Source organism: Paenibacillus sp. FSL R10-2771, from assembly GCF_038000205.1.
GTDB classification, from domain to species: Bacteria; Bacillota; Bacilli; order Paenibacillales; family Paenibacillaceae; genus Paenibacillus_AQ; species Paenibacillus_AQ phytohabitans.
Genome location: NZ_JBBOBM010000001.1, coordinates 16834 through 33111 on the forward strand (window position 1 = coordinate 16834; position 16278 = coordinate 33111).

The window sequence follows — 16278 nt, forward strand, 5'->3', positions numbered from 1 at the left end:
CGTGCTGAGTGAGTGGATCAAGCGACTATCTCCCCTGCACCGGGATAGAGAACGGAAGCTGACGCAAGCGGGAATGAGAGTATCGCTCTCTATCCGAAGGTACAAGAATGTCTCCAAAGAAATTCAAGAGGAAATCAGGAATAACGGGTTCGCCGAGTTCCTAATCTATGATCGGGGGGCAGAGGATGGGCATCATTGATATTGTGTTGTTAATAGCGTATTCCATATCCTTTATCTGTGCGCTGCTGCTGATAGCTGCGCTTTTTTTGTATTTCCGCAAAAGGCTCCGGGCGCGCGTAGTCAGTTTGTTTATGCTGGCAGCATTCTTTTTTCTGGGGGCGTATACCGTTAAGATGGCGGTTGCCTTCTGGATCAGATTCAGCAGCACTTCCGGTTCGGACGCCGTGCTAAGCTTGCTGCAATCGGAAGCCTGGGCCATTGCCCAGACGTGCACTACTGTAGGATTGGTCATCCTGACGCTGTTAATGTACACCAAACGCCAGGATCTGTTCGTGGTGTTGTCCGGGATCAGGAAAGGGAGGAATCCGCATGCTGACTCTGACTCAGGTTCTGAATAAATCCGCTGCTCTATCCGGGCTTCATCCCGCTGTACTCACCGCAGCCACAACGCTGATTGAACGCTGCTATGCTTGCGGTGTTCCCATCCTGATTACCCAGGGGCTGCGGACGACTGCCGAGCAGGATGCGCTTTACGCCCAGGGACGAACCAAGCCGGGAGCGATTGTCACTAATGCACGCGGCGGATATAGCTATCACAATTATGGACTGGCGGTGGATTTTGCGCTGCTGCTTCCGAATGGTTCAAGTGTTTCTTGGGATATGAACAGGGACGGGGACAATGACTGCACGGCTGATTGGCTGGAGGTGGTGCAGCAGGCCAAGGCGATCGGGTTCGAATGGGGCGGGGATTGGACCAGTTTCAAGGATTATCCGCATTTTCAGCTGAGCTTTGGAATGACGCTGGCAGCACTTCGGACAGGAGCGAGGCCTGCTGCGGTGGCAGTAGCGGCGGTGTATGAACGCATCAAGCTCAAGGAGGAACAAACTGTGAAGAGTGAAATTACAGCGACGGTAAAAGTGAACGGTGTGAAGATTGCAGAAGGAATAATGGAGAATGGCATTACTTATGCTCCCGTTCGCGTTATTGCCGAAGCGCTTGGGGCACAGGTAGGCTACAATCCGGCCACAAAAACAGTAGATATTACAAGTAGCCACCAGAAGGGAGCGAACTCATGATTAACAGTGAACTGTTTGACAATGTGTTAACTTTTGCTTCAATACTGGCCGTAGTTATTCTGGCGTTGGTGCAGCTGATCAAAAATAATACCCGTTTGCCCCGTAACATTATCCCGTTTGTAGGACTAGGAATTGGACTGCTGGTTGGAGCGGCAGCGTATCCTTTTACGGATCTCGGTATGACCCTTCGCCTCTGGGCAGGGGGGCTTGCCGGACTGTCTGCTACAGGATTATTTGAATTGGCATTCAATAACCGCTCAGGGAATACCATGAAATGAAACGTGACTTAAAATTGACGGCCGGCTCTGCGGAGCCGGTTTTTTTGCTGTTTTACGTCATATAATATTACATAGTCACTACATAAAACAGACAGTATAAATAGGAAGAGATACATAATTAATTCTGACTGTATAAATAACTGGATTGGTGTATAATCTTAATTGCTGTATCGCTTTACCGCGCAATAAAGTTGAAGATTTCCGGGCGGTTTTATTGTATGATATGAGGAAAGCTTTCAAATAGACAATGTTAAGAGCATTGATCCGGAAGAGGATGGGGGGAGCAGCATGACCGAACTTACGACTACCGTTAGCAAAAGCAACTCCAATAATCTGCTGCGGCGGGACGTACGGTTCCTGGGGAATATTCTGGGCGAAGTCTTGGTACACCAAGGCGGCAACGAACTGCTGGATATCGTGGAGAAGATCCGTGAAACCAGTAAATCGCTGCGCTCATTGTTTTTGCCTGAACTGCACAATGAATTTAAAGAGCTAATTAGTTCACTGGATACGGAGAACCGGCATCAGGTGATACGGGCTTTCGCCATTTATTTTCAATTGGTGAACATAGCCGAGCAGAATCACCGCATTCGCCGTAAGCGCGATTATGAACGTTCTGCCGGGGAGACCGTACAGCCAGGGTCGATCGAAAGCGCGATTCAGGAGCTCCGCGAGCGGGATTTCTCCCACGAGGATGTTCATGAGATCATGAACGGCCTGTCTCTGGAACTAGTTATGACGGCTCACCCTACGGAAGCCATGCGCCGTGCGATTCTCGATATCCACAAACGGATCTCCGATGATGTCATGGGACTGGATAATCCGACTCTGACTTTCCGCGAACGCGAACAGCTCCGTGAGAAGCTGCTGAATGAAGTAATTACTCTGTGGCAGACGGATGAGTTACGTGACCGCAAGCCTACCGTGCTCGATGAAGTGCGCAATGGCATGTATTATTTCCATGAGACGATTTTTGAAGTGTTGCCGGATGTGTATCAAGAGCTTGAGCGATGTCTAAGCAAATATTATCCGGGCCAGAACTGGCATGTGCCGACCTATCTGCGTTTCGGTTCATGGATTGGCGGCGACCGTGACGGTAACCCTTCGGTGACTGCGGCCGTAACCTTGCAGACGCTGCGTCTGCAGCGCAAGCTGGCTATTCGTGAATATCAGCGGATTATGCGCGAATTAATGCAGTACCTGAGCTTTAGTACAAGCATCGTCAATGTGACGCCGGAGCTGCTGGAGTCCATTGAGAAGGACCGTAACATTATCAATCTTAACCGGGTTGATGCCTGGCGCAATGATAATGAACCTTACCGGATTAAGCTCAGCTATATGATCTCCAAGACACAGAATGTTCTGGATGATGAGAAAAAAGGTACGCCTGAGCGCTATTCCTCACCAGAGCAATTTATAGATGATTTGAACGTGATTGACCGCAGCCTGCGGCATCACTATGCCGACTATGTAGCAGACACCTATATTAAGAAGCTAATCCGCCAAGTGGAGCTGTTCGGCTTCCATACGTCGACCCTGGATGTCCGCCAGCACAGCCAAGAACATGAGAATGCGATGACGGAGATCCTGGCCAAAATGAATGTTACACCGGATTACTCCAAGCTGGAGGAGAAACAAAAGATTGAGCTGCTCGAAAAGCTGCTGAATGATCCGCGTCCGCTGACATCCCCTTACCAGTCTTATAGTGAAGGTACGGAGGAATGCCTTGCGGTATACCGGACGATCTTCCAGGCACAGGAGGAATACGGCAAGCAGTGTATCACAAGCTATCTGATCAGTATGGCAGAAGCAGCCAGTGATATTCTTGAGGTCATGGTTTTCTCCAAAGAAGTGGGTCTGTTCCGCAAAGACAACGACGGTACGGTTGTTTGTACTTTGCAGGCGGTGCCACTGTTTGAAACCATTGACGACCTCCATGATGCACCGCAGATTATGCATACGCTGCTCAGCATGCCGATCTACCGCGATGCCGTTACTGCGATGAATGACCTGCAGGAAATCATGCTTGGTTATTCGGACAGTAATAAGGACGGTGGCGTGGTTACGGCAAACTGGGAGCTGCGCGTTGCCCTGAAGCAGATTACAGCGACTGCCGATGAATTCGGCATTAAGCTGAAGTTCTTCCACGGACGCGGCGGAGCCCTGGGACGCGGCGGTATGCCGCTGAACCGGAGTATTCTGGCCCAGCCGGCTTCCACCATTGGCGGTGGTATCAAGATCACCGAGCAGGGGGAGGTTATCTCTTCCCGGTATTCGATGAAAGGCATTGCTTACCGCAGTCTGGAGCAGGCGACATCTGCTCTGGTTACGGCGGCGATTCATGCCAGATCGCCACAGGCGGATCTGTATGAAGCGAAGTGGGATGAGATTATTGCCCGCATCTCTGAAGTCTCCCTGAACAAATATCAGGATCTGATCTTCCGTGATCCGGATTTCCTGACATACTTCAAAGAATCAACCCCGCTGCCGGAGGTTGGGGAACTGAATATCGGTTCACGCCCTTCGAAGCGCAAGAACAGTGAACGCTTTGAGGATCTGCGTGCCATCCCATGGGTATTCGCCTGGACCCAGAGCCGCTATCTGCTGCCTGCCTGGTATGCTGCCGGAACTGGACTGCAGAGCTTCTATGAGGATAAAGAAGAGAACCTGAAGATCATGCAGCATATGTATGCCAACTTCTCTTTCTTCACGACCTTGATCGATACCTTGCAGATGGCTATTGCCAAGGCAGATCTTGTAATCGCTAAGGAATATGCCGGAATGGGCAAAAACGAAGAGGCGCGGGTGCGTATCTTCGGCCAGATCGAAGCCGAGTTCAAGCTGACCTCCGAGCTCATCCTGAAGATTACTGGCCAGCAGGATATTCTGGATAATGTTCCGGTTATTCAGGAATCGATCCGCCTGCGTAATCCGTATGTTGATCCGCTCAGCTACCTGCAGGTCCAGCTCCTTGCCGAGCTTCGCGCCCTGCGCGATGTGGAGGGCGATGACGCTGAGCTGCTGCGTGAGGTGCTGCTTACGATCAACGGTATTGCCGCCGGCCTTCGGAATACCGGCTGATGCCTTAGCTCGAGCGCTTGCTCTTACGATCTTGATCTAGCCGATCTTAATCTTCAAAGTCGGCGAAGCCGCTTTAAAAGGTTTGTTTGTGTCTGAGGTCGGCGAAGCCGCCTCAGGAAACCCCGTCCGCCTCTTACCCAGAGGATGGACGGGGTTTTTATTTTTCTAAGTGAGGCCGGGAGTCATAGACCCGGCCGAACCCATGCTCACCCATTGTTGCCTGAGATATACTTTGGGCAACAAAAAAGAGGTCCACACTGGCTGAGGGAGACGGCGGAGCGGAAATTTGGAACTGGAGGAGCGGCAGCGTTCGCCTTTATTGGCAGATTTCGACCGCAGACTGCGGTTCTAATCAGGAAATCTGCCAATAACAGCGACCGGAAGTCCAAATGTTTCGCGCAGTCCGCGACTAATCAGCCGCCCGTGTCAGCCCCCGGCCTCTTTTCAGAGTACAATATATATAGAAGGTAACAATACAAACCTTGATTTTTACAAGAACTTGAATTACGATTTAAATGCTTGTACCGTGGATGATCAAGAGCTGAGATACCAAGGGCGGCAAGTCTGGGGGAGTTAACAGGTGGAGAATCTGGAAGGCAGATTGACAAAGCTCGCCTTGAAGGGCGACCAAAGGGCATTTGCCGAGCTTGTGGAACTATATAAAGACAAAATATATCATTTGGCTTACCGTATGCTGAATAACCGCCATGAGGCGGAAGATATTGTTCAGGAAACTTTTTTGCGCGTGTACCGGAATTTGGACCGTTATGATGATAAACAGAAGTTCTCAACGTGGATCTACCGTATCGGCACGAACCTTTGTATTGACCGGCTGCGCAAGCGGCGCCCGACGTATTCACTGGATGCCGAGATGAACGATCAAGAAGGAATTGACGGGTATTCGATGATTCCGAGCGACAATGTGACACCGGAGACGGAGCTGCTGCTCTCGGAGACACAGAGCCTCATCTATGAAGCCATCGACAGCCTGCCCGTGAAATACAGGTCGGTGATGATACTGCGCTATCTGCAGGATTTATCGCTTCAGGAGATCAGTGATGTGCTGGATATGCCCGTGACGACGATCAAGACCCGTGTGCATCGCGGACGTGAGTTTTTACGTAAAAAATTAGGCCCCAAATTGTAAAAATAGATTATTTTTTTATGAAACTCCTGCATGGCAGTGACGTATGTAAGTTAAGCAAGTCTTATGCGTCCTGCTCCTATGTCTTGAAAGAATTAAATAAGCACTCATGAAAGGATTGGCTCCTATGGAATGCAAACTGGCCGTCTCTATGATGCACGACTACCTGGATGACGACTTGCCCGAACTGCAGCAGAGGGAATTGAAGGAGCATCTTCTATCCTGTACGGATTGCCGTGTGAAGTTCAAGGAACTGGAACAGACCGATATGCTGATGTTTTCCCTGATGCACCAGACCCCTGTTGCCTCGGAGGATCTTGTAGGCCGGATTATGAATTCATTACCGAAACCCAAGAAGGAAAGAGCTTTTATCACCTGGATCAAACGGCATCCGGCGCTTACGGCAGCCTCTGTGTTTATCTTCGTGATGCTGATGAGTTCTGTAACTTTTTGGAATCAGGATAGACAGCTTGTAGTCAGAGGGACTGACCTCGATCAGGTTGTTATCAAAGGGGATACGGTTATCGTACCCTCCGGCAAAATCATTTCCGGGGATCTGACGGTGGAGAACGGTAAAACTCAAGTATACGGGGAAGTCAACGGCAATGTGACGGTGATCGACGGCTCGCTGTATCAGGCTTCAACCGCCCATATTTCCGGGCAAGTCAAAAGCATAGACCAAGCGGTAAGTTGGCTCTGGTATAAAGTGACGAACATGTTCTCTGAAGTTGCCTACCGATAGCTAATGTTGGTCGCTTGTAGCAGAAAACTCATTTGCGCCTCTTTTTCCGGAAAGATGGCGCTTTTTTGTTGCCTGAAAACACCAGTTTTGCAATTTGCTTCAGCCCTAAACTTGCAACCGGAGGCTGAACGTTATAACCTAGATATGATAAAGTGCTAACAGACAATTTACATAAACCCAGCTAATTTTGAAATGACGGGGGTTTTCGGCAATGAGCTATTTTACCGACCTTACATGGAAAGAGTCCATTAAAGATATAATCGATATTCTGATTGTCAGTTACATCATCTACAAAGTACTGAATATGGTGCGTGGTACGCGGGCCGTTCAGCTCCTGAAGGGAATTCTGGTCCTGGTTGTAATCTGGGGGGGCAGTACCCTATTGGATTTGTACACGCTCAAATGGCTGATGAACCAGATGTTTACGTTTGGGGTGTTTGCGATCTTTATTATTTTCCAGCCGGAACTGCGCAGGGGGCTGGAGCAGCTCGGCCGGGGGAAATTCTTCGGGCGGACTGCCGAGAATGATGAAGAGATCAGTAAATTAATAGGTGAAGTAATTAAAGCGGTGAATTATTTAGCTGTGCGCAAAATCGGGGCCTTAATCGTCTTCGAGCGGTCTACGGGACTCAACGAATATACGGAATCCGGTATTGCTATGCGTTCTGAGGTCAGCTCTGAACTGCTGATTAACATATTTATTCCCAATACACCGCTGCACGACGGGGCGCTGATTATGCAGGGGAGCCAGATTGCTGCGGCCGCCTGTTACCTGCCATTGTCGGAGAATCCATTCATCAGCAAGGAGCTCGGAACAAGGCATCGCGCCGCCATTGGCATTAGTGAAGTGGCAGACTCCGTATCTGTTGTCGTCTCCGAGGAGACCGGACAGATCTCTCTGGCCATTAACGGACAAATCGTCCGGGATATCAAGGAAGAGTCGCTGATCTCGAAGCTGCATCAAGAGCTGAGTGCAAGCTCACTCCTGAAGGATAAAAGTTCCGCTTTCTGGAAATGGAGGGGGACTAAGAACAATGGATAAATGGATGAAGAATAATAACTTCAACAAAATTCTTGCGCTTGCCCTCAGTATTATTCTCTGGACCATTGTGCATGTAGATACGGCGCCGGCGAATCAGACTACGGTTAATACCGAATCGAAGACCATCGAGAATGTCAAAGTGGAGATCGAAGGCTTCGATAGTGATACCTATGTGCTGACGAAGGATGTAGAGAGCGTCAGGATGGAGGTAAGGGGCAAAAAGTCCGATCTTACCTACAAGTTCTCCGATGCCTACCGGGTGTGGCTGGATCTTAGTGATGTGAAACCCGGCGACAATACGCTTCCCTTAATGTATTCGACGCCGAGTGGGGTAACCTTGGATGATATGGTGCCGAATCAGGTGAATGTGCATATTGAGCTGCGGACGACCAAGTCTTTTCCGGTTACCCTGAATATCACGGGGGAGCCTGCAGCAGGCTATGAAGTGGGGACTCCGGTGGTTGATCCGTTATCGGCAGAGGTGACCCTTCCGGCCAGTGAACTCGGACGGGTAGCGAAGGTACAGGGGAATATTGAGCTGGATGGCGAGAATGAGCCGGTCAGTGAGAAGAAGCTGAAGCTCTATGCTTATGACAGTGAAGGGAACGAGCTGAAGGATGCTGTGATCGAGCCTTCTACAGTGGGTGTAGAGCTGCCTATTACGCTTCCGTCCAAAACACTGCCGCTGGATATCAGCTTTACCGGCAGTCTGCCCGGTTCACTGGTCCTGTCCCGGGTTACGCCTGAACAGGATATGGTGACTGTATATGGCAGCGCGGAGACTTTGCAGAACCTATCCTCCTATGAGGCGGTTCTTAATCTAAGCTCCATTACAGCTGCCGGTACAGAACAGCTGAAGCTGGAGCTGAAGCCGCCGGAGGGGACCGGGAAGATCGAGCCTGCGGCCATGAATGTATCGGTCTCAACAGCGGAGATCGCCCAGCGGACGATCTCCGCTGTGCCTATTAAGCTGGAGGGGGTAGGCAACGGGCTGACAGCCCTTATATTAGATCCTGTGAGCACTTCCATGGATCTGACGGTATCGGGTGCGCCTACCCTGCTGGACCAGCTGGACCAGGATAATGTCAGTGTGGTTGCTGATGTGGGCGGGCTTACGGCTGGAATTCATGATATTCCGCTGCAGGTCTCCCTTCCCCGGTTCATAGCACTGCAGAATGACGGTTCGCAGCTTACGGTAAAGGTAGAACTGCTCGCTCCAGCTACACCGGAGCCTTCTGCCGCAGCTGACAACAGCACGGCTGTTCCTACTACGGAGCCCAGTGCTGAGCCGGCTGCCGTTGAGGAGACGCCCCTAGAGCCGTCTCCTACCCATACTGACGAGTCTGCAGAGCCGACCCCGACTCCGTCACACACTCCTGCGGAGAACGCAGCTACACCGGCAGCAGGCGGCAATAACGCCGGCAGTACGGGTGGAACGTAACTTTTTGTTCAAGACCACGTCTATTTATTATGCATCTCATATACACGGAATAAAGAATCAATCATACTATAATTTATTAAGCTGAAGCAGCGTATTAAAAGGAGAAAAAAGATGGGTAAGTATTTCGGAACAGATGGCGTACGCGGAGTCGCAAACCGTGAATTAACAGCAGAGATGGCATACAGCATTGGGCGCTGCGGGGGATATGTACTGGCAGGAAATGTGGAAAAGCCTAAGGTCGTAATTGGGATGGATACACGGATATCCGGTCCGCTCCTGGAATCGGCACTGATTGCCGGCTTATTGTCCATTGGCGCGGATGTGATCCGCCTGGGTGTGGTATCTACACCTGCGGTTGCTTATATTACAAGATTGCTCAAGGCTGATGCCGGTGTCATGATTTCAGCTTCGCATAACCCGGTGGAGGATAACGGGATTAAGTTTTTTGGCGGAGACGGCTTCAAATTGACTGATGAAACAGAGCTGCGGATTGAAGAGCTGATGGATGCCGAGCAGGATGAGCTGCCGCGTCCGGTCGGATCGGGTCTTGGTACGCTCCGGGTAGATAATGATGCGAAATATCTGTATCTGGAATATCTGAAAACAACGATCGACCAGAACTTCAAGGGCATTAAGGTAGTACTCGACTGTGCGCACGGCGCGGCTTATGAGCTTGCGCCACGGCTGTTCAGAGAGCTGGGAGCCGAAGTAATCTCCATCGGTGCAGAGCCGGACGGGCTTAATATTAACGACGGATTCGGTTCCACACATCCGGAGACCCTGCGTGCGGAAGTACTGCGCCACGGGGCGGACCTGGGACTCGCTTTTGATGGCGATGCCGACCGCCTGATTGCTATCGATGAGAACGGCGATGAGGTTGACGGCGACTTTATCCTCTGCATTTGCGGGGATGCCATGAACCGTGCGGGTAAGCTGAAGGATGGTACAATTGTATCCACCGTAATGAGCAATATCGGATTCTACAAAGCTACAGAGAAATTATCGCTGAATACAGCGAAGACTGCGGTCGGCGACCGTTATGTCATGGAAGAAATGCGCCGTGGCGGCTATAATCTGGGCGGAGAACAATCCGGCCATGTAATCTTCCTGGACTATAATACAACAGGTGACGGTATTCTGACGGCGATTCAACTGGTCAATACGATGAAGACTTCCGGCAAGAAGCTTAGCACGCTGAAGTCCATGATGACCAAATATCCGCAAGTACTGGTAAATGTGCGTGTGCAGGACAAAACCAATTATCCGAACAATCCGGCGATTGAAGCCGCGATCATAGAAGTGGAAGGCAAGCTGGGCGACAACGGGCGTGTATTGGTGCGTCCTTCGGGAACCGAGCCGCTGATCCGTGTAATGGCGGAAGGACCGGATAAGGCCGAGCTTGATCTTTTTGTAGGACAGATTGTTGAAGTGGTTCAGCGCGAGCTGGTGTAATTACGCTAATAAGGTAAGAATGGGCAGCCGGTGGACGGAGGAGTAATGTTCGTTCACCGGCTGAACCTTTAGTGTGGACGATGTTTTCAATTGAAATGGATGAAAAAGGTTTTCTTTGCCGCATCATTGCCAAAACGATGTAAGGTGCATATAATAGACTAAGTGTCATTCCAGAAGGAAAGCGGGGATAGTAAGGTTGAAGCAATGCAAGCGCCAGAGCTTGATCTTGCGCGGGGGAGAAGGGAAGACCGGAAGCTGCCAATAAGGGCAGAACGGCCTGAACGGATCACGGCAGATGTAAGCTGACGAGGTGGAGGTGTTCGAAATGTTCGGCGGGGACCTCCCGGTGATGCACCAGAGCCGTAAATGGAAGCGGAAAATGCGAGGGCGACCTCTCACACAACGCTCCTGTGGGTGCCAATTGAAATGTACAAATCATGGGTATGCGCATATGCAGGAAACGCAGATGGTTCTGCCACGGCAGAGGAGAAGACTGTGCATTTTCATGACTATAGATGCAAGTGACAGGTTATTTTGTTGAGCTGTAACGGACAACAACATATTTGCTTTTCTTCAAAACATGCCGTACGGCACGTTTCTTTCCTCATGGCCGCCCTTACTACGAAAAATTGGACGGAGGAAAATATAATGTGTGGTATTGTGGGATATATTGGTAATCAGAATTCGCAGGGGATCTTGGTCGAGGGTTTGAAGAAGCTGGAGTATCGCGGGTATGATTCCGCAGGTATTGCCGTATTCACCAAGGAAGGTCTGCAGGTTGTAAAAGCACAGGGCCGTATGGCGAACCTGGAATCCCGTCTCGAAGCAACTCCGCTGACAGGCAGCGCAGGAATTGGCCACACCCGCTGGGCTACACACGGCAAACCATCCGATGAGAACTCTCATCCGCACACAGATAACACCCACAAATTCTCCGTAGTTCATAACGGGATTGTTGAGAACTATCTGGATCTCAAGGAAGAACTGATTGCCGGAGGAGCTAAATTCTCTTCCGAAACAGATACCGAAGTTATCTCCCATCTGATTGCGCGTGAATACAATGGGGATATCGTGAAGGCTGTGCAAAAAGCGATCACTTACATGCGCGGTGCGTTCGCGCTGGGTGTTCTGACTGAATACGAACCGGATAAACTGGTAGCGGTACGTCAGGCCAGTCCGCTGATTATCGGTCTTGGAGAAGGCGAAAACTTTATCGGGTCTGATATTCCTGCACTGCTGGAATACACCCGCAACGTATATATTCTGAACGACGGCGAAATGGCTGTATTGACACGGGATGCTGTCGAATTAATGACGATTGAAGGCAACTTTATTTCTCGGGAAATGATTACTGTCGATTGGGATGCTGTTACCGCAGAAAAAGGCGGTTATGAGCACTTCATGCTGAAAGAAATCCACGAGCAGCCAAAGGCTTACCGCGATACAATGCGCGGACGCATGAATGCTGCAGGCAACAAAGTCATTCTGCCTGAGCTTAACCTGACTGAAGAACAAATTAAGAACATCCGCAATATCCAGATCGTCGCTTGCGGTACTGCTTATAACGCAGGTCTCGTAGGACGTAACCTGATTGAGTCCCTGGTGCGTATTCCGGTAGAGAATGATATTGCTTCCGAATACCGTTACCGTGCGCCGATCGTGACTCCGGAAACACTGGTTATCGTAGTCAGCCAATCCGGTGAAACTGCAGATACACTGGCCGCTCTTCGTGAAGGTCAAGCCAACGGAGCCCATGTTCTGGCAATCACTAACGTAGTAGGCAGCTCTATTGCCCGGGAAGCCAACAGTGTACTGGTAACACTGGCTGGCCCGGAAATCGCTGTAGCATCGACCAAAGCTTATACTTCCCAGCTGATCGCATTCACTTTGCTGGGTCTGTACCTGGCTGAAGTACGCGGTACCCAGTCCGAGCCTGAAGTTGCCAAGATTCTGGCAGCTATGCAGTCCCTGCCTGAGCAAGTAGAAGTAATCCTGGCTCAGAAAGACGCAATCAAAGCCTATGCTGAACAAATCGCTGAGCATAAGCACCTCTTCTTCATCGGCCGCGGCGTAGATTACGCAGTTGCCCAAGAAGGATCGCTGAAGCTGAAAGAAATCTCTTACATTCACTCCGAAGCTTATGCTGCGGGTGAACTGAAGCATGGTACACTGGCGCTGATCGAAGAAGGCGTTCCTGTCATTGCCCTGGCAACCCAGGAATCCGTACTTGAGAAGACTGTCAGCAACATCAAAGAAGTGAAAGCCCGCGGCGCACATGTCCTGGCGATTACTCATGAAGAACACAAAAACGATCTGCTCAGATCCGTTGATCAGGTGTTCGTGATTCCTCAGACTCTGCCGCTGCTGACCGCTGCTTTGTCCGTAGTGTCGCTGCAGTTGCTGGCCTACTACGCGTCATTGGCTCTGGGTCATGATGTTGATAAGCCGAGAAACTTGGCTAAGAGTGTTACTGTGGAGTAAGGGGATTATTACTAAACATGTGTTGTCCAGTGAAATAAAACAGTGGAACCAGTAATAAAACAATGGAACCAATGACAAAAGTGTGGAACCAGTGATAAAACTGTGGAACCGCTATGTAATGATATTACACCTAGAGAGTAGCCTGAAGAAATATTCAGGCTACTCTCTTTTTTAGAAGGTGAATCAAGAATTTCAAGAGTGGTGGTGAAAAAGATGAGTGATATTGGCTATAGAATTAAATCTATCCGAAAAGAAATGAATTTAAACCAATCTCAGTTTGCAAGGAATATAGGGATTTCTCAAGGGAACTTAAGCGAAATAGAAATGGGAAATAGCAATCCTTCAGCAGAAACATTAATAGCGATTAAGGTTAAACATAATGTTAATTTAAACTGGTTGTTAACTGGTTTGGATATGGAAAATGGAGTTATATACGAAGATCAGGATGTGAAAAAATTGGTTAAGGGTTATAGAGAACTCAATGAATACGATAGGAATGAAATTATTGAGATAATAGAACTGAAGAAAAGATTAAGATCTAATTCCTGATACATACGCCTACCAGTTACTTGTGCCCATTAGATAACCTTGATTTTTTCATTCCCTTAGTTTCCCCCGATATCTTGCTATCCTGATGTCTCAATTAAGATAGACGTACTGTTGGAAAATAATATGCTCCCTACTGTAGGGAGAAAATAAAGTTCAACAGAGAAAATAGATGTAAAAAGAAAATAAAGTTCTAGACTGAAAAATAAAGTGTTAGACTCGGCAAATAAAGTTGTAAACTGAGAAAATAAAGTATTAGACTGACAATACTTTATTAAGCTATACCAGCTAATAGCTTATCAACATTACCAGTAAAGTGATTCTAAATCATGTGGTATAGTTAAAATGAGCATGCCAAATTCCCCTCCAATTTTCGTTGTGTATTGCAAGGTTATGCCAATACCATTTTTTAAATTGGGGCAGCGTCCAAGAAATACAAAGCAGTACCGATCTATTGGGATAATGGCCAGCATGGCTTCGCTTTGGCAACCGTACAAACAACGCCATAACCCAGCAAGGCATTATAAATGCAATTATGCAAGGCATGCAATAACCCGTCTTGTATGCATAGATGAAAGAAGCTCCTGTGATGATCACAAGAGCTTCTTTTCTTCTGTAGTATATCATCTATATTATATTTCGTAGTTCACGGTTACCACCTTCTCTTGAACTCCAAAAATATATTTAGCAACTTCAAGATGTGCAGGATGTGCAAGATATGCATTAAAATCCTCTTTTGAATTAAATTGTGCTACCATCGCTATATCATAAGAGATTTGAGCGTGAGTAAAGTCCACCCCAACCGATAAATCCTTCAGATGTTCAATTTTGCCCTTCATTCCCAGCAGCTTGTTTTTTACGTTGTTTATTGTTTCTTCATTGCGGTTCTTAAGCTTAGTTACAAAAACATGTGTAATCATAATATACCCTCCAGTAAGTGAGCTCTAATTGCCAGACAATATGTCAAGCCATTCCTTAAGCAGTGCAGTTTCGGAAGCTCTTAGAGCAGAAATTTGGACTTTGGATAATTCATGCCGCAAAGTAGAAGCGGCCTCTACGATTTGTGGTGAGACCAACTGATCATCGTATGAGGGGGCGGGCCCAATTAAGATCGAGATCAGCATGTCGCGGGTAATGGAGACCAGAGGATGGTGAATGTTGCTGTTCGAGCGAATGAGATGAAACGTTAGCCCTGTCGCGACCGACTCTATAAGATCGGTTGATACGTTGATCGGTAACCGCAGCCGGCCGACATCTTCAATATGACGCATGCACTCCATTACCTCCGAGCGGGCGGTGGCGGCGGCTGGTGACACCGTGTGTGTGGATGCCCGACAGTACATCAAATCATACAGCGCCAGATTATCCAGTCCAAAAGTGATATGCATATCCCATAACTTTTTAAAGTCGGCAATGAGGTCACCTGTATGTTCAATCTTTCTTTTTTGAGCGAGGTACTGATCAAATGCCTCCTTAACCACAGCATGTAATAAAGCCTCTTTATCGTCAAAGTAATGATACAGCGTCGGTGCTTTCACTCCTGCGGCTTCGCATACCTCGCGGTTTGAAATGTCACCGGCTGGTGAAGCGGCCAGCAACTGGGCTGTAGAATTCAGAATTCTTGTACGCGTCTCGTTGGGCCGTTCAGCATTTCGCATTAGCTTAATCACCCCTATTCTTGATAAGTAGTAAAGAAAATAAACTCATTTAATATATCAATGTTATACAATTAACATATATTAGTCAAATGCCGATATAAAATAACTCTAAATCCCTGACAACAGCGGCAGTCTAAGACTTTATTTATCAAGTCTTGGTCCGCCGCTGCCTCTTTTAATTGATCAGTCTAAAACTTATTTTTCAAAAGCTGACGATTCTTCAATTCAAAAATCGCGTTAAATCAACGAATCCAGTCTAATACTTTATTTTCAACGAACAATAGAACATGAGACCGGTAATGCCTTCATTAAGCTAACGGACAGTTTAGTTCAAATAAGTAATTTTCCTTAAAGTGGGAAAATGTTAAGCTGAAAGCAAAGAAGATAGGGGGAGAGAAATGGTGCTGAAGAGAAAGTTCGGGGACCGTTCAGATTGGCAGCGTGTTTTAATTAGGGAATACGCTCAGTCTTTTATCGAATCGGATAGCTTCAATGGATATGTCACCCTCCTTCGGATTATCAAAGTATCGGACCCATTTTACGTTAAATATCACGGAGAAAAGTTTTGCATTGTTGATGATGGATATTTATGGCTTCAGCAATTCCCTTCTGATCGTAACCATTCGGTTACAACAATGTTTGATTCAAAAGGCAGTATCGTACAGTGGTACATCGATATTTGTTCCCGAAATGGAGTTAGCGAGAATAATGTACCGTGGATGGACGATTTGTTTCTGGATTTAATTGTGTTACCGTCTAGTGAATTAATTATAAAGGACACGGATGAACTGGAAGAAGCTTTAATCAACGGAATTATAGATAAGAATCTATATGATTTAGCCTGTGAGGAATCAATTAAGGTCAGAAAACTAATCGAGCGTGATGATTTCGCTTTATTAAAGCTATCAGAAGATCATAAGGAATTACTGTGCCAAAAGCTAGAACGAAAGGGTAACTTTTAAACTAAACGGGAAACGATAGCTCAATAACGACACAAAGGCAGTCGGTCAGTGGATCGGCTGCCTTTGCTCAGCTAACGGGCAGAATAGCGTGGTGGATACAGGTTTCTTAAATGTACTATAGGGCAGTTTCGAGAGTTAATTCCTATAACTGTTTAATACCAACCGCAATGAAATTTTAGTGGTAAAATAATACT

General features: G+C 48.0%; 15 protein-coding genes. 13 read left to right on the forward strand and 2 right to left on the reverse strand.

The window, feature by feature from the left end:
- The first annotated feature begins 1 nt into the window (after position 1).
- The 12 genes from NSU14_RS00175 (at position 2) to NSU14_RS00230 (ending at position 13467) form a co-directional block, all read left to right on the forward strand.
- Positions 2-199, forward strand: coding sequence for a hypothetical protein (locus NSU14_RS00175; RefSeq protein ID WP_042140105.1), 198 nt, complete (start codon positions 2-4; stop codon positions 197-199).
- The gene (locus NSU14_RS00180; protein ID WP_076247123.1) at positions 186-578 is read left to right on the forward strand and encodes a hypothetical protein; all 393 of its coding nucleotides are present in this window, start codon (positions 186-188) and stop codon (positions 576-578) included. Before NSU14_RS00175 ends, NSU14_RS00180 begins: the two co-directional genes overlap by 14 nt.
- Positions 550-1257, forward strand: a complete 708-nt coding sequence (locus tag NSU14_RS00185; protein WP_340941976.1) for a M15 family metallopeptidase — start codon at positions 550-552, stop codon at positions 1255-1257. Before NSU14_RS00180 ends, NSU14_RS00185 begins: the two co-directional genes overlap by 29 nt.
- Complete coding sequence (locus tag NSU14_RS00190) at positions 1254-1535, forward strand: holin (RefSeq protein WP_076247118.1); 282 nt, start codon at positions 1254-1256, stop codon at positions 1533-1535. Before NSU14_RS00185 ends, NSU14_RS00190 begins: the two co-directional genes overlap by 4 nt.
- Positions 1536-1823: 288 nt before the next feature.
- Positions 1824-4616 carry a phosphoenolpyruvate carboxylase gene (gene ppc, locus NSU14_RS00195; RefSeq protein WP_039294221.1) on the forward strand — a complete coding sequence of 931 codons (2793 nt, stop codon included), beginning with the start codon at positions 1824-1826 and terminating at the stop codon, positions 4614-4616.
- Positions 4617-5196: 580 nt separating this feature from the next.
- Positions 5197-5763 (forward strand): RNA polymerase sigma factor SigW, encoded by a 567-nt coding sequence (sigW, locus tag NSU14_RS00200; RefSeq protein WP_039294228.1) that lies wholly within the window; start codon positions 5197-5199, stop codon positions 5761-5763.
- A 124-nt stretch (positions 5764-5887) separates the two neighbouring features.
- Positions 5888-6502, forward strand: coding sequence for a zf-HC2 domain-containing protein (locus NSU14_RS00205; RefSeq protein WP_039294231.1), 615 nt, complete (start codon positions 5888-5890; stop codon positions 6500-6502).
- A 211-nt stretch (positions 6503-6713) separates the two neighbouring features.
- On the forward strand, positions 6714-7544 hold the full coding sequence (gene cdaA / locus NSU14_RS00210) for a diadenylate cyclase CdaA (RefSeq protein WP_039294234.1): 831 nt from the start codon (positions 6714-6716) through the stop codon (positions 7542-7544).
- The gene (locus tag NSU14_RS00215; protein ID WP_052422121.1) at positions 7537-8985 is read left to right on the forward strand and encodes a CdaR family protein; all 1449 of its coding nucleotides are present in this window, start codon (positions 7537-7539) and stop codon (positions 8983-8985) included. The genes cdaA and NSU14_RS00215 overlap by 8 nt, the downstream gene beginning before the upstream one ends.
- A 111-nt stretch (positions 8986-9096) precedes the next feature.
- Positions 9097-10437: a phosphoglucosamine mutase gene (gene glmM / locus NSU14_RS00220; protein WP_039294242.1), complete on the forward strand. Its 1341-nt coding sequence runs from the start codon at positions 9097-9099 to the stop codon at positions 10435-10437.
- 648 nt (positions 10438-11085) lie between these two features.
- Entirely contained in the window at positions 11086-12918 is a 1833-nt protein-coding gene (glmS, locus tag NSU14_RS00225) for a glutamine--fructose-6-phosphate transaminase (isomerizing) (RefSeq protein ID WP_340941985.1), read from the forward strand.
- 213 nt (positions 12919-13131) lie between these two features.
- Complete coding sequence (locus NSU14_RS00230; RefSeq protein WP_340948869.1) at positions 13132-13467, forward strand: helix-turn-helix domain-containing protein; 336 nt, start codon at positions 13132-13134, stop codon at positions 13465-13467.
- A 629-nt stretch (positions 13468-14096) separates the two neighbouring features.
- On the opposite strand, the gene NSU14_RS00235 is transcribed toward NSU14_RS00230, so the two are convergent.
- Positions 14097-14384, reverse strand: a complete 288-nt coding sequence (locus tag NSU14_RS00235) for a Dabb family protein (RefSeq protein WP_340941987.1) — start codon at positions 14382-14384, stop codon at positions 14097-14099.
- Positions 14385-14408: 24 nt separating this feature from the next.
- Complete coding sequence (locus tag NSU14_RS00240) at positions 14409-15134, reverse strand: TetR/AcrR family transcriptional regulator (protein ID WP_340941990.1); 726 nt, start codon at positions 15132-15134, stop codon at positions 14409-14411.
- A 386-nt stretch (positions 15135-15520) separates the two neighbouring features.
- On the opposite strand from NSU14_RS00240, the gene NSU14_RS00245 reads away from it, so the two are divergent.
- Positions 15521-16084, forward strand: coding sequence for a DUF402 domain-containing protein (locus NSU14_RS00245; RefSeq protein WP_340941992.1), 564 nt, complete (start codon positions 15521-15523; stop codon positions 16082-16084).
- The last annotated feature ends 194 nt before the right edge of the window (positions 16085-16278 follow it).

Excerpts from the sequence above, each read along its gene's own strand:
- NSU14_RS00180 (WP_076247123.1), top strand. The coding sequence starts at position 186 with ATGGGCATCATTGATATTGTGTTGTTAATAGCGTATTCCATATCCTTT.
- NSU14_RS00185 (WP_340941976.1), top strand. The coding sequence starts at position 550 with ATGCTGACTCTGACTCAGGTTCTGAATAAATCCGCTGCTCTATCCGGG.
- NSU14_RS00190 (WP_076247118.1), top strand. The coding sequence starts at position 1,254 with ATGATTAACAGTGAACTGTTTGACAATGTGTTAACTTTTGCTTCAATA.
- ppc (WP_039294221.1), top strand. The coding sequence starts at position 1,824 with ATGACCGAACTTACGACTACCGTTAGCAAAAGCAACTCCAATAATCTG.
- NSU14_RS00205 (WP_039294231.1), top strand. The coding sequence starts at position 5,888 with ATGGAATGCAAACTGGCCGTCTCTATGATGCACGACTACCTGGATGAC.
- cdaA (WP_039294234.1), top strand. The coding sequence starts at position 6,714 with ATGAGCTATTTTACCGACCTTACATGGAAAGAGTCCATTAAAGATATA.
- NSU14_RS00215 (WP_052422121.1), top strand. The coding sequence starts at position 7,537 with ATGGATAAATGGATGAAGAATAATAACTTCAACAAAATTCTTGCGCTT.
- glmM (WP_039294242.1), top strand. The coding sequence starts at position 9,097 with ATGGGTAAGTATTTCGGAACAGATGGCGTACGCGGAGTCGCAAACCGT.
- glmS (WP_340941985.1), top strand. The coding sequence starts at position 11,086 with ATGTGTGGTATTGTGGGATATATTGGTAATCAGAATTCGCAGGGGATC.
- NSU14_RS00230 (WP_340948869.1), top strand. The coding sequence starts at position 13,132 with ATGAGTGATATTGGCTATAGAATTAAATCTATCCGAAAAGAAATGAAT.
- NSU14_RS00235 (WP_340941987.1), bottom strand. The coding sequence starts at position 14,384 with ATGATTACACATGTTTTTGTAACTAAGCTTAAGAACCGCAATGAAGAA.
- NSU14_RS00245 (WP_340941992.1), top strand. The coding sequence starts at position 15,521 with ATGGTGCTGAAGAGAAAGTTCGGGGACCGTTCAGATTGGCAGCGTGTT.